Origin of the sequence: Streptomyces prasinopilosus (genome assembly GCF_001419695.1) — a bacterium.
Taxonomy (GTDB): Bacteria; Actinomycetota; Actinomycetes; order Streptomycetales; family Streptomycetaceae; genus Streptomyces; species Streptomyces prasinopilosus.
On sequence record NZ_LIRG01000372.1, the window covers coordinates 1 to 12302 of the forward strand.

Sequence of the window (12302 nt, forward strand, 5' to 3'; positions counted from 1 at the left end):
GGCCCCTGATCCCGGGGGCGTTGACCTGGAAGAGGCCCTGGTCGGGGTCGCCCCAGAAGATCCAGAACCGGTCGTCGTGGTGGCGCAGGGACGGCGCCCAGACCCCGCGGTCGTGCCGGGGCGCCGCGAACTCGTCCTCGGATTCCAGGCGTTGCAGCGCGTGGCCGACGAGGGTCCAGTTGACCAGGTCGCGGGAGTGCAGCAGCGGCAGTCCGGGGACGCGGCCGAAGCTGGAGGCGGTCAGGTAGAAGTCGTCGCCGACGCGGATCACGTCCGGGTCGGACCAGTCGGCGTCGAGCACCGGGTTGCGGTAGGCGGGGTCCGTCGGCGCGGCGCTCACGGGCCCACCGCCTTGCGGACCAGGGCGGCGGCGTCGTCCCTGCCGAGGCGGCCGTCGGCGACGACGGTGACGACGCGGCGGACCACCGTCTCCCCGGGCGGGACCGGCAGCCGGGCGTCGTGGGCCAGGGAGGAGCCGACGCCGGGGTACTCGGTGGCGCGCACGAACCAGGGGTCGCGCCGGGTCGCCGCGGTGGCCCCGGCGAACACCAGCGTCCAGCCGGCGCCGGCCAGCGCCACCCAGTCGGCCGGGCGGCCGTGCACCGCTTCCTCGCCCTCGGCACGGGCGGTGAAGACCTCCGGCGCCGACTGCTCCTTGCGGGCCCGCCAGAAGAAGCCGCCGTAGGCGGCGCCGGCGCGGCCGTTGGTGGCGGGGCTGCCGACGGAGAGCGGGGTGTCGGTGACGTTGGTGAGGGAGAAGGTGAAGTCCAGCGCCCAGGCGGTGTCGGTGAGCGCGGCGGCGGCGACGGTACGGCGCTCGCGCAGCAGTTCGCCGGGCGCGGCGATCCAGCGCAGTTCCTGCACGAAGCCGTCGGGGTCCCGGAGCTGGAAGCCGGCGTGCCGCTGGACGCCGTGGTTGTCCAGCTCGGTGGAGCCCCGGCCGCGGACGTAGGTGCGCCCGCCCCAGAAGTTGTGCCCCTCGACGTCGGGAACGGCGACACCGACGCCGAGGTGGTGGGTGTGGTCCGCGGGGGACAGTTCGGTGACCGCCGTGCCGGCCAGGGTGGTGACGGGGTGCAGGTACGGGCGCGGGGAGAGCCGGTGGGGCAGCTCGGGCCGGGTGACGTACCGGCCGACCGGCCGGCCCGCGACGCGCAGGACCGTGAAGTCGTCGCTGGTCATCGGGTGTTCACCTCTTTCGGCGGGTGCGGTGCTGACGGCTGTGCGGGCGGTGGTGCGGACCTCCGTGCGGATCCGGGCGCGGACCCGGACCCGGACCCGGTCCCGGGCGCGGTCTGCCGTGCGGGCGACGCCCAGGGGGCGCCGAGTTCGGAGTACAGGGACAGGGTGTCGGCGGCGGCCGCGACGAGCCCGTCGACGCCGGGGACGACGCGGCGGTTCTCGCCGGGGACGCGGTGCCAGGCGCCGTCGGGCAGGGGGGCCGGGTCGGGGGCCCGCCGGACCGCCTCGACGACCTTCATGAAGGCGCCGGTCCCGTCCGGGGTGACCAGCAGCGGGGCGCCGGTGACGAGGTGGTCGACGAGGTTCTCCAGCAGGTCGGTCCGGCCGAAGTGGAGTTCCTCGGGGCCGTGGCCCGCGCGCTGGACCAGGACGCGGTCCTGCTTGTACCAGAAGGTGATCCGGCCGCTGGTGCCGTGCACGAGGACGTACGGGTCGTCGGCCCGCTCGGCGCACAGGGTCGCGGCGACGGTGACCGGCCGGCCCTGCGCCGTGGTGACGCGGACGCAGGAGGTGTCGTCGGACTCGATGTCGTTGGCGCGCAGCAGTTCGGTCTCGATGCCGGTGACGTCCTCGGCGCGGGTGCTGCCGGCCAGGGCCAGGGCGGTGGCGACGGCGTGGGCGAGCGGGTTGGTCAGCGCCCCGTCGATCACGTCGACGCCGTCCAGCCGGCGCCGGCCCGCCCAGGGCGCCCGCCGGAAGTAGTCCTCCGGGCGCACCCAGGCCCCGGCGCCGCCGACCCCGGTCGGCCGGCCGATGGCGCCGTCGGCGACCAGGGCGCGGATGGCGGGCACGGCGTGCGAGCCCAGCGACTGGAAGCCGATCTGGCAGGCGGTCCCGGCGGCGGCGACCCCGTCGGCCATCCGGCGGTACTCGGCGTAGGACGGTGCCGGCGGTTTCTCCAGCAGGAGGTGCACGCCCCGCCGCGCGGCGGCGAGGGCGAGGTCGGTGTGGGTGTGGATCGGGGTGCAGACGACCGCGATCCGGGCCCCGGTGGACTCCAGCAGGGCGCCGAAGTCCGCCGACTGCTCGGGCAACCGGCCCCCGTACTCGTCCTCGGTGAGCGGGGTGAGTTCGCAGACGCCGGCCAGCCGGACGAGTCCGTCCTCCTGGAGCCTGCGGATGTTCGCGAGGTGCCAGCGGCCGTGGCCGCGGGCGCCGGCGAGCACGACGGGCAGCGGTCCGGGCGCGGTCATCCCTTCACCGCCCCCGCGCTGAAGCCGGTGATCAGCCACTTCTGGATGAAGGCGAACACGATCACGACGGGCACGGCCGCGATGATGCCGCCCGCGGCGAGGGCGCCGAGGTCGACGCTGTCCGCGCTCATCAGGGTGTTCAGGCCGACCGGGATGGTCTGCTTCTCCTGGTTGTTGAGGAACATCAGGGCGAACAGGAAGTGGTTCCAGGAGTGGACGAAGGCGAAGGAGCCGACGGCGATCAGTCCGGGCCGCAGCAGCGGCAGGACGACCACCCGGAACGCCCGCATCCTGCCGCACCCGTCGACCCAGGCGGCCTCCTCCAGGGAGTACGGCACGTTCTTGATGAAGTTGCTGATCAGGATCATCGACAGCGGCAGCTGGAAGACCGTCTCGGCGATGATGACGCTGCCGAGCGAGTTGATCATCTGCAGTCCGGCGAAGATCTCGAACAGCGGGACCAGGAGCAGGGCGCCGGGCACGAACTGGGAGCACAGCAGGGCGAGCATGAAGACCCGCTTGACGCGGAAGTCGAACCGGGCGAGCGCGTAGCCGCCGGCCAGGGCCACCAGGGTCGTCGTGAGCAGGGTGGCGACACCGACGAGCACGCTGTTCTGGAAGAAGGTGCCGAAGGCCCGGTCCGTCCACACCTTCTCGAAGTGGACGGTGGTCATCGGCCAGGGCACCAGCGAGGTCGAGCCGGCCGGGCGCAGGGCGAAGAGCAGGATCCAGTAGAAGGGGATCAGGGTGAACAGGAGGTAGATGCCCAGGGGGAGGTAGATGTGCCAGCGGGGCACCTCGTCCCAGGCGCGGTGCTTCTTGCGCGCGGGGCGGCTCGGCGGCTCGGGGGTGGAGTCATGACGGGCGGGGGCGGCCGGGGAGGCCTCTTTGGTGATCACTTGTTTTCGCCTCCGAACTTGCTCAGCCGCAGGTAGACGATCGAGCAGAAGAGCAGGATCACGAACGCGACCGTGGTGAGGGCCGACGCGTAGCCGAAGTTGTGGGCGTCGACGCTGGTGTTGGCGATGTACAGCGGGAGCGTCGTGGTCACGCCGGCCGGTCCGCCGCCGGTGAGGGTGTAGAGCAGGTCGACGTTGTTGAACTCCCACACCGCGCGCAGCAGCGTGGACAGGATGATGGCGTCCTTGAGGTGGGGCAGCGTGATGTGCCTGAACTGCTGGAAGCGGCTGGCCCCGTCGACCTCGGCGGCCTCGTACAGGTCCTTGGAGACGGACTGGAGGTCGGCGAGGATGAGGATGGCGAAGAAGGGGACGCCGCGCCAGAGGTCGGCGACGACCACCGCCGAGAAGACGGTGGAGGTGTCCGAGAGCCAGCTGGTGCCGTACTCGCCGATGCCCATGTCGGCGAGGTAACGGGTGATGCCGGTCTGGGAGTTGTAGAGGAGCACCCAGATCGCCGAGGTCAGCACGCCGGAGACGGCCCACGGGGAGAAGACCAGGGCGCGGCCGATGCCCCGCCCGACGAAGGTCTGGTTGACGATGAGCGCCAGCGCGAGCCCGAACATCAGCTGGAGGCCGACCTCGACGACGACCCACTTGGCGCTGAAGACCAGGGTGTCCCAGAACAGCGGGTCCTCGGTGAAGAGGTGGACGAAGTTGTCGAAGCCCGCGTAGCCGTTGCGCCACGGCTTGGTGGGGTTGTAGTTCTGCAGGCTGTAGTAGAAGACGCTGATGACCGGGTAGGCGATGAAGCCCAGCATGAGCAGGCCGGCCGGGGCGATCAGCAGGTAGGGCAGTCTGCGCGGCGTGGCGGAGGCACGGCGCCGCCTCGGTGGCGTGGGCGGTTTCGCCACGGCTGCGGCTTGGGCCATGACTGTTCTCCGTTTCTCGGTGTACGTCGTGCTGTGCGGGGTGAAGCGCTTTCTTCCGGGGTGTGCGGGAGCGGCGGCGGGACCGTACGGGTGTGCGGGGTGCGCGGTCCGGGCGCGGACCGCGCGGCGGTGCTCGCGGTCAGCCCGCGTAGGGGTCCTGCACCGTGCCCGGCCGGGCGAGGAACTCGAAGTCGCAGCCGGTGTCGGCCTGGGTGATCTGCTCGTTGTAGAGCGCGCCGTATCCGCGCTCGTACCGGACGGGCGGGGGCGTCCACTGCGCCCTGCGCCGCTCCAGTTCCTCGTCGTCGACCTCGAGTTGGAGCAGCCGGCGTTCGACGTCGAGGGTGATCAGGTCCCCGGTGCGGACGAGGGCCAGCGGTCCGCCGACGTACGACTCGGGGGCGATGTGCAGCACGCAGGTGCCGTAGCTCGTGCCGCTCATGCGGGCGTCGGAGATCCGCACCATGTCCCGCACCCCCTGTTTGAGCAGGTGGTCGGGCAGGGGCAGCATGCCGTACTCGGGCATGCCGGGCCCGCCCTTGGGGCCGGCGTTGCGCAGCACCAGCACGTGGTCGGCGGTGATGCCCAGGTCCGGGTCGTTGATGGTGCGCTGCATGGTCCGGTAGTCGTCGAAGACGACCGCGGGGCCGGTGTGCCTGAGCAGGTGCGGTGCGGCGGCGATGTGCTTGATGACGGCGCCGTCGGGACAGAGGTTGCCGCGTAGGACGGCGAGTCCGCCCTCCTCGGCGACGGGCTTGTCCCGGGGCCGGATGACGTCGTCGTGGTGCACCTGCGCGCCGGCGAGCTGTTCGCGCAGGGTGTCGTGGGAGACGGTGGGCCGCTCCAGGTGGAGCAGGTCCTCGATCCGGGAGAGGAACCCGGGCAGGCCGCCCGCGAAGTGGAAGTCCTCCATCAGGTAGGTCTGTCCGCCGGGCCGCACGTTGGCGAGCACCGGGACGGTGCGGGCGATGCGGTCGAAGTCGTCGAGGGTGAGGGAGACGCCGGCGCGGCCGGCCATGGCGATCAGGTGGATCACGGCGTTGGTGGAGCCGCCGAGGCCCAGGACCGTCGTCACCGCGTCCTGGAAGGCCTCCGCGGTGAGGATGTCGCTCAGCTTCCGGTCGCGGTGGACCAGTTCGACGACGCGCAGGCCGGCCGCGGCGGCCATCCGGTCGTGCCCGGAGTCGACGGCCGGGATGCTGGAGGCGCCCGGCACGGTGACGCCGAGGGCCTCGGCGGCGGCGGTCAGCGTGGACGCCGTGCCCATGGTCATGCAGTGGCCGGGCGAGCGGGCCAGGCCGCTCTCCAGTTCCTGCATCTCGCAGTCGCCGATGACGCCGGCCCGCTTGTCGTCCCAGTACTTCCACATGTCGGTGCCGGAGCCGAGGGTCTCGCCGCGCCAGTGGCCGGGGAGCATGGGTCCGGCCGGGACGAAGACGGTGGGCAGGTCGACGCTGGCGGCGCCCATGAGCAGGGCGGGTGTGGACTTGTCGCAGCCGCCCAGCAGCACGGCCCCGTCGACCGGGTAGGAGCGCAGCAGTTCCTCGGTCTCCATGGCGAGGAGGTTGCGGTAGAGCATCGGGGTCGGCTTCTGGAAGGTCTCGCTGAGCGTGGAGACCGGGAACTCCAGCGGGAAGCCGCCCGCCTGCCAGACGCCCCTCTTGACCGCCTGCGCGCGGTCGCGCAGGTGGACGTGGCAGGGGTTGATGTCGGACCAGGTGTTGAGGATCGCGACGACCGGCTTGCCCAGGTGCTCCTCGGGCAGGTAGCCGAGCTGGCGGGTGCGGGCGCGGTGGCTGAAGGAGCGCAGTCCGTCCGTGCCGTACCACTGGTGGCTGCGCAGTTCCTCGGGCCGCTTGCGCCGCTCGTCGGAGACGCTCACACGGACCACCCCGCGGCTATCGCGGCGACCTCGGCCCGCTCGTCCTCGGGCAGCGGCCTGCTCGGCGGGCGGACCTCGCGGCGGCACAGGCCGAGGGAGGCGAGGGCCTCCTTGACGACGGTGACGTTGTTGGCGGAGCCGTTGGCGCCGCGCAGTTCCTCGAAGCGGCGGATCTGCTCCCAGACCTTCATGGCGGTCACGTAGTCGCCCGAGCGGAGCGCCCCGATCATGTCGAGCGAGACCGAGGGGGCGACGTTGACCAGTCCGGAGGTGAAGCCGGTGGCGCCCGCCGAGAAGTAGGAGGGGGCGTACGGCTCGGCGAGGCCGGCGACCCAGACGAACCGTTCGAGGCCGGCGTCCCGCGCGAAGGCGGCGAACCTCGCCGCGTCCGGCACGGAGTACTTCACGCCGATGACGTTGGGGCAGGAGTCGGCGAGTTCGGCGAGGCGGGCGCCGGCGAGCCGGTCGTTGCGGATGTAGGGGACGACGCCCAGGTCGGGCACGGCCTCGGCGATGGCGCGGTGGTAGTCGACCCAGCCGCTCTGGGAGACGTAGGGGTGGACGGGCTGGTGCACCATCACCATCCGTGCGCCGAGGTCGCGGGCGTGCCGTGCGGAGGCGACGGCGGTCGGCACGTCGTGGCCCACGCCGACCAGGACGGACGAGCCGTCGCCGGTCTCCTCGAGGGTCAGCTCGGTGACCGTGCGCCGCTCCTCGGGGGTCAGGGCGTAGAACTCGCCGGTGTTGCCGTTGGGGGTCAGGGTGGTGATGCCGGCGTCGAGGAGGCGGCGCAGCAGGGCCCGGTACCCGGTCCGGTCGACGGAGCCGTCCTCGGCGAACGGGGTCACCGGGATGGCCACCACGCCGGCCAGGGCCGTCCGCTGGGTCTCGAACGTCGTCGTCATGCCTGACCGTCCTCTTTCTGGGCTGCCGGGACTACCGGTACTGCCGGGGATTCGGGGAACTCCTGGGCCTCGAGGCCCGCCCGCGCGCCGAGTTCCGCGCCGGGGAAGGCCCGCCGGACGAAGGAGGCGATGTGCGCGTGCAGGGCGCGCGCCGCGCCGTCCGCGTCGCCGGCCAGGGCGAGGCGGAGGATCTCGCGGTGCTCGCTGGCCTCCTGCTCCCAGGAGGGGTCGGCGGCCCAGGCGACGGCGGAGACCAGTGCGGCCTGGTCGCGGACCTCGTCGAGCATCCGGCCGAGCAGCGGGTTGCCGCACGGCAGGTACAGGGCGCGGTGGAACTCCCGGTTGGTCAGGGAGCGTTCGGCGGTGTCGGTGGCCTCGTCGGCCCGTGTCAGCGCGTCGCGCGCGGCGTCCAGGGAGGCACCGCGCCACACGGCGCGCCGCAGCGCCTCGGGTTCGAGGAGCAGCCGCACGTCGTAGACCTCGCGTGCCATGTCCGCGTCGACCATGCGCACCGTGACGCCCTTGTACTGGCTCATCACCACCAGGCCGGTGCCGGCCAGGGTCTTGAGCGCCTCCCGCACCGGGGTCTTGGACACCCCGAACTGCGCGGCGAGATCGGTCTCGACCAGGGCCTGGCCCGGCGTCAGCCTGCCGGTGAGGATGCGGCGTTTGATCTCTTCCAGCACGTACTGCGTGCGGGAGGGGATCGGGGTGGGCACAGAGGTCATGCGCGCCTCTCGGATCTCGCGTATCGCGTCTCATATATGACGTACGAAGTACGACGCGATGAAACTAGGAGCGGCCCGGGGTTTCGTCAATGGTTCTGACAAAGGAAGTTCGGGGGCCGCTCCCGGCCTCCGGAGCGGCCGCCCGGCGCGGCGGCGGCGGTCCGGCCCCGCCGGACGGGTGCGCGCGCACGGGCCCGTGAACCCGTGACGGCCGGGCACCCGTCCTGCCCGGGTGCCCGGCCGCTCGCGGAACCTCCAGGTCAGACCCTGGGTGTCCACCCCGGGCCGCGGCCGCTCAGTCCCACCGTCCGGTCCAGCAGCGGGGCGTCGGACGGCACGGGCACGACGGGGCCGAAGATGCCCTCGCCGCCGTCCCGGCCGGGTTCCGCGGCGGCGGCGAGGAGGAAGGCGTGCGCGGCCTCGAGGGCGGCGGGGTCGGGCACGTAGTCCTGGCCGGTGGCGCGGGCCAGGTCCCAGCCGTGGACGACCAGTTCGTCGGCGGCCACGGCCCCGGCCACCTCGCCCGGCAGGTCGACGCCCCCGGCCCTGGTCATGCCGCTCCAGGCCCGGGGGTCGCGCCAGGCCTCGGCGAGTTCGCCGAGCACCGCGGGCAGGTCCTCGCGCCATCCGGGGGCCGGCTCCGGTAGAGCGCCGTCCGGGCTCGTGTCGGTGGTGGCGCCGAGGTCCTTGCGGCCGGCGTCGCGGAAGGCGGCGCTCAGTCCGGCGAGGTGGGCCAGCAGGTGGCGCACCTCGTACCGGGGGCAGGGCGTCCCGTCCGTGAGCTGCGCGTCGGTGACGCCCTCGGCGAGGCGCGCGACGATCCGCGCCTGCGGTCCGAGGTCGAGGGTGGGTTCGGTCATGGGCTGCTCCCTGCTCCTCATGGCGGTACCCGTGCACGCACGGGTGTTCCTGGAGGGGTGACCGGCCCGGGCCCCGGAACTCATCGCCCGCCCGTACGGCTTCCGGGGCGTCCGCCCGCTCCGCGGGGACGGCCCCCGGGGCCCACGACGACCCGGCCCGGCGACGCACCGGACGCGGGAAACGGCCGGGCCGGGCGAACCGGGCGGACGGACCCGGCACCGCCCTCCCGGCTGCCGCCGCCGCGCCGCGCGCGGCGCGGGACGATCCGCCGCTCCGGGCGTGCGGCACGGCGATCGGGCAGGACCGCCCACCGTCCCGGCCGCCACGCCGACCGCCGTGCGGCGCGGGACGCCCGGCCCGCCTCCGGGCCGGGTCACCGCCACCGGCCGCCGCCCCGGAGCGCGGTGGCGGTGGCGCCGCCTCAGAGCGCGGTGAGCGCCGCGCGCACCGCTTCGAGGTCGCCGTCCGATGCCAGTCCCGCGTGGTACAGCCGCAGTTCCGTGGCGCCGAGGCGGCGGGCCTCGGCGGCGTCCGCGGCGAGGGTGCCGGGGCTGCCGCCCATGCCGGAGACCACGGTGAGGTTGGCGGCGAGGACGGCGTCCGGACGGCTCTCCGGCGCCTCCCGCGCGAACGGTGCCAGCAGGGCGGGGCCGCCGGTGCAGGGGACGACCACGCCGTCGGCGACGGAGAGGACGTGCGCGGGGTCGACGCCCGCGTTGGCCCCGCAGTGGTACGACACCGGGTCCGCGTGCAGCAGGACCTGGAAGCCCTCGGGCGCCGCGTCGCGGACCGCCCGGACCGCCTCCTCCTGGAGCGTGCGGGCCGTCGCGTCGCGCCACGCGCGGGTGGCGGCCGCCGTCTCCTCGCCGAGGAGCTTGCCGACCCCGGTCCAGCCCCCGTCGGAGGGCGCCGTCCCCCGCCACACCGGTTCCAGGGCGGCCCGTACGGCCGCGGCCAGTTCACCGGCGTCCAGGCCCCGGCCCCCGTAGCCCTCGCGGCAGGACGGGCAGAAGCACAGGGACATCAGGTACTGCCCGGCGTCCCCGAGGCCGACCCCGGCGGTCTTGTCGTGGGCGTGCAGGTGCGCGAGCCCGTACCAGCCGAGGGATTCCAGTTCGGTGCCGCTCGCCCCGGGCCGTACCGCCGCCTCCGCGGCCAGGCCGGTCAGGTAGGCGCGGGTGGCGGGCTGGGCGATGCAGGGCGCCCACGGGTAGCGGTCGCCGTAGGCGTTGACGACCGAGGTGTCCGGGTGGTCGGCGCCGAGGCGGGAGTTGTGCGCGAGCACGACCCAGGTGTGCACCTCCAGGCCCGCGTCCGCGAGTGCCCCGGCGGCCTCGCCGAAGGCGTCGCCGGGGGCCCAGGCACCGGAGGCGTACGGGCGCGGGGTGCGGCCGGCCCAGTGGGCGCCGGGCGGGTAGAGGACGGCCGCGTGCTCGGCGGTGACGACGCGGTGGCGCGGGTGACGGGGGGTCAGGGCGCGCGTGGAGTGGTAGGCGGAGGCGAGCGTCGCCTGCGCCACGCCGAGTGCGGCGATCCGTGCGGGGGCCTCCGGGTCCCCGTTGACGTCCCAGGGGTAGACGAACGCCGATGCCTTCACTTGGCCTCCTCGGTCAGGGCGAGTCCCCGCTCGATCAGCCGAGCGAGTCGCTCGACATGATCCCCGGCCGGTTCGTCGAGCGGCGGGCGGACCCCGCCCACGTCCAGACCGCGCAGCCGCACCCCGGCCTTGACCAGGGAGACCGCGTATCCGCTGCCCTGGTCGCGCAGGTCGACGAAGGGCCGGTAGAAGCCGTCGAGAAGGCGGTCCACGGTCTCCCGGTCACCGGTGTGCAGGGCGCGGTGGCAGGCGAGGGCGACCTCGGGCACGAAGCAGAACACGGCGGACGAGTAGAGGGTGACGCCCAGGGCGCGGTAGGCGAGCTGGGTCTGTTCGGCGGTGGGCAGCCCGTTGAAGTACAGGAAGTCGCCGGGGGCCTCGGTGCGTACGGCGCTGACGGTCCGCTGCAGGTGGTCGAGGTCGCCGTGGCCGTCCTTGAGGCCGACGATCCCCTCGGTGCGGGCCAGTTCGACGACGCTCGCGGGGGTGAACAGGGCGTTGTCGCGCTGGTAGACGATCACCGGCAGGGGGGTCGCCGCGGCGAGTTCGCGGTAGTGCCGCACCAGTCCCGCCTGGCCGGCCCGCACCAGGTAGGGCGGCAGGGCGAGCAGCCCGTCCGCCCCGGCCCGCTCGGCGAGGGAGGCCCAGTGCACCGCGAGGCCGGTGCCGTACCCGGTGCCCGCGACGACCGGGACGCGGCCGTCGGCCGCCTCCACGGCGACCCGCACGCACGCCTCGAACTCCCCGGGTGTCAGGGCGTGGAACTCCCCGGTGCCGCAGCAGGCGAAGACGGCGGCGGCGCCGGCCTCGACCCCGCCGCGCACATGGAGCCGGTAGGTCTCGAGGTCGACGGAGCCGTCGGGCCCGTAGGCGGTGACCGGGAAGAACAGCGGTCCGCTGGGGATGCCGAGCCGGGCGGCGAGAGGAGCTGGTGTCACGAACTCTCCCAAGTCCATACTCTTGATTGACGTCTACATTTCTGAACGACGCCACGCTAGAGCGCCCCGCGACCCCGGTCAAGCGGGCCACCTCGCCACACATCGGCCGATTTCCCCCACCGCGCGGAAGATCGAGAGCACTTGACGGGCGACGGACCGCCTCCTTACCGTGTCCACGCTTATGAATGCCGTGCGTGCACATGCACGGCCGGTGACGCAAGGAGATCCTCGATGCCCGCTCCCCGCACCGTCCTGCTCACCGGTGCCGCCGGCGGCCTCGGCACCCTGATGCGGGGCCTGCTCCCGGACTACGGCTACGAGCTGCGCCTGCTCGACCTGCGGCCCGTGGAGGGGGAGCCGGACGCGATCGTGGCGGACCTGGCCGACCGGGAGGCCGTGCGGGAGGCGGTCCGCGGGGTCGACGCGGTCATCCACCTCGCGGGCATCTCCCTGGAGTCCTCCTTCGAGAAGATCCTCGCGGCGAACATCGAGGGCACCTACCACCTGTACGAGGCCGCGCGCGAGGAGGGCGTGGGACGGATCGTCTTCGCCTCCTCCAACCACGCCGTCGGCTACACCCCGTACCCGCGGGGCGACGAGCCCCTCATCCCGGTCGGCACCCCGCGCCGCCCGGACACCTTCTACGGCCTGTCCAAGTGCTTCGGCGAGGATCTCGCCCAGCTGTACTGGGACAAGCACGGCCTGGAGACCGTCTCCGTGCGCATCGGGTCCTGCTTCCCCGAGCCGACCAGCGTGCGGATGCTCTCGGTGTGGATGAGCCCCGCCGACGGCGCCCGCCTGTTCCACGCGGCCCTGACCGCCGAGGGTGTCGGCCACACGGTCGTGCACGGCTCGTCCGACAACACCCGGCTGTGGTGGGACCTCACCTCCGCGCGCGCCCTCGGTTACGAACCGCAGGACGACTCCGAGCCGTTCGCCGCGAAGCTCGTCGCCGAGCAGGGTGAACTGGATCCGGCCGATCCGGCGCAGGCGTGCCTCGGCGGGCACTTCGTCACCGACCCCCCGATCTGGCCGTACTGACGCCACCGGCGGCCCCGGCACCACCGGGGGCCCGGCACCATCGGGGGCCCGACACCACCGGGGGCCCGACACCACCGGGGGCCC

Annotated in this window: 12 protein-coding genes; 1 reads left to right on the forward strand and 11 read right to left on the reverse strand. The window is 73.6% G+C overall.

Features of this window, described 5'->3' with window-relative positions:
• The 11 genes from AOK18_RS16515 to AOK18_RS16565 form a co-directional block, all read right to left on the reverse strand.
• Positions 1 to 340 (reverse strand): family 43 glycosylhydrolase (locus tag AOK18_RS16515; protein ID WP_157865112.1); only part of this gene is annotated, 340 nt, incomplete at its 3' end.
• On the reverse strand, positions 337 to 1182 hold the full coding sequence (locus AOK18_RS16520) for a DUF6807 domain-containing protein (RefSeq protein ID WP_055694869.1): 846 nt from the start codon (positions 1180 to 1182) through the stop codon (positions 337 to 339). The genes AOK18_RS16520 and AOK18_RS16515, both read right to left, overlap by 4 nt.
• Positions 1179 to 2435 (reverse strand): Gfo/Idh/MocA family protein, encoded by a 1257-nt coding sequence (locus AOK18_RS16525; protein WP_079105045.1) that lies wholly within the window; start codon positions 2433 to 2435, stop codon positions 1179 to 1181. The genes AOK18_RS16520 and AOK18_RS16525 overlap by 4 nt, the downstream gene beginning before the upstream one ends.
• Complete coding sequence (locus AOK18_RS16530) at positions 2432 to 3334, reverse strand: carbohydrate ABC transporter permease (RefSeq protein ID WP_055694870.1); 903 nt, start codon at positions 3332 to 3334, stop codon at positions 2432 to 2434. The genes AOK18_RS16525 and AOK18_RS16530 overlap by 4 nt, the downstream gene beginning before the upstream one ends.
• On the reverse strand, positions 3331 to 4266 hold the full coding sequence (locus tag AOK18_RS16535) for a carbohydrate ABC transporter permease (RefSeq protein WP_055575015.1): 936 nt from the start codon (positions 4264 to 4266) through the stop codon (positions 3331 to 3333). The genes AOK18_RS16530 and AOK18_RS16535 overlap by 4 nt, the downstream gene beginning before the upstream one ends.
• Positions 4267 to 4405: 139 nt before the next feature.
• On the reverse strand, positions 4406 to 6148 hold the full coding sequence (araD, locus tag AOK18_RS16540; RefSeq protein WP_055694875.1) for an L-arabinonate dehydratase: 1743 nt from the start codon (positions 6146 to 6148) through the stop codon (positions 4406 to 4408).
• A complete protein-coding gene (locus AOK18_RS16545; RefSeq protein ID WP_055575017.1) occupies positions 6145 to 7053 on the reverse strand; it encodes a dihydrodipicolinate synthase family protein in 909 nt (302 codons plus the stop codon). The genes araD and AOK18_RS16545 overlap by 4 nt, the downstream gene beginning before the upstream one ends.
• Complete coding sequence (locus tag AOK18_RS16550; RefSeq protein WP_055694871.1) at positions 7050 to 7781, reverse strand: GntR family transcriptional regulator; 732 nt, start codon at positions 7779 to 7781, stop codon at positions 7050 to 7052. Before AOK18_RS16550 ends, AOK18_RS16545 begins: the two co-directional genes overlap by 4 nt.
• A 260-nt stretch (positions 7782 to 8041) precedes the next feature.
• A complete protein-coding gene (locus AOK18_RS16555) occupies positions 8042 to 8641 on the reverse strand; it encodes a TIGR03086 family metal-binding protein (RefSeq protein WP_055694872.1) in 600 nt (199 codons plus the stop codon).
• 422 nt (positions 8642 to 9063) lie between these two features.
• A complete protein-coding gene (locus AOK18_RS16560; protein WP_055694873.1) occupies positions 9064 to 10239 on the reverse strand; it encodes a hypothetical protein in 1176 nt (391 codons plus the stop codon).
• Entirely contained in the window at positions 10236 to 11177 is a 942-nt protein-coding gene (locus tag AOK18_RS16565) for a 5-dehydro-4-deoxyglucarate dehydratase (RefSeq protein ID WP_055694876.1), read from the reverse strand. Before AOK18_RS16565 ends, AOK18_RS16560 begins: the two co-directional genes overlap by 4 nt.
• A gap of 231 nt (positions 11178 to 11408) precedes the next feature.
• Between AOK18_RS16565 and AOK18_RS16570 the strand changes: the two genes are divergently transcribed.
• Entirely contained in the window at positions 11409 to 12218 is an 810-nt protein-coding gene (locus AOK18_RS16570; RefSeq protein ID WP_055694874.1) for an NAD-dependent epimerase/dehydratase family protein, read from the forward strand.
• The last annotated feature ends 84 nt before the right edge of the window (positions 12219 to 12302 follow it).

Coding starts and splice junctions, on each gene's coding strand:
- AOK18_RS16570 (WP_055694874.1), top strand. CDS start 11,409: ATGCCCGCTCCCCGCACCGTCCTGCTCACCGGTGCCGCCGGCGGCCTC.
- AOK18_RS16555 (WP_055694872.1), bottom strand. CDS start 8,641: ATGACCGAACCCACCCTCGACCTCGGACCGCAGGCGCGGATCGTCGCG.
- AOK18_RS16525 (WP_079105045.1), bottom strand. CDS start 2,435: ATGACCGCGCCCGGACCGCTGCCCGTCGTGCTCGCCGGCGCCCGCGGC.
- AOK18_RS16520 (WP_055694869.1), bottom strand. CDS start 1,182: ATGACCAGCGACGACTTCACGGTCCTGCGCGTCGCGGGCCGGCCGGTC.
- AOK18_RS16550 (WP_055694871.1), bottom strand. CDS start 7,781: ATGACCTCTGTGCCCACCCCGATCCCCTCCCGCACGCAGTACGTGCTG.
- AOK18_RS16545 (WP_055575017.1), bottom strand. CDS start 7,053: ATGACGACGACGTTCGAGACCCAGCGGACGGCCCTGGCCGGCGTGGTG.
- AOK18_RS16535 (WP_055575015.1), bottom strand. CDS start 4,266: ATGGCCCAAGCCGCAGCCGTGGCGAAACCGCCCACGCCACCGAGGCGG.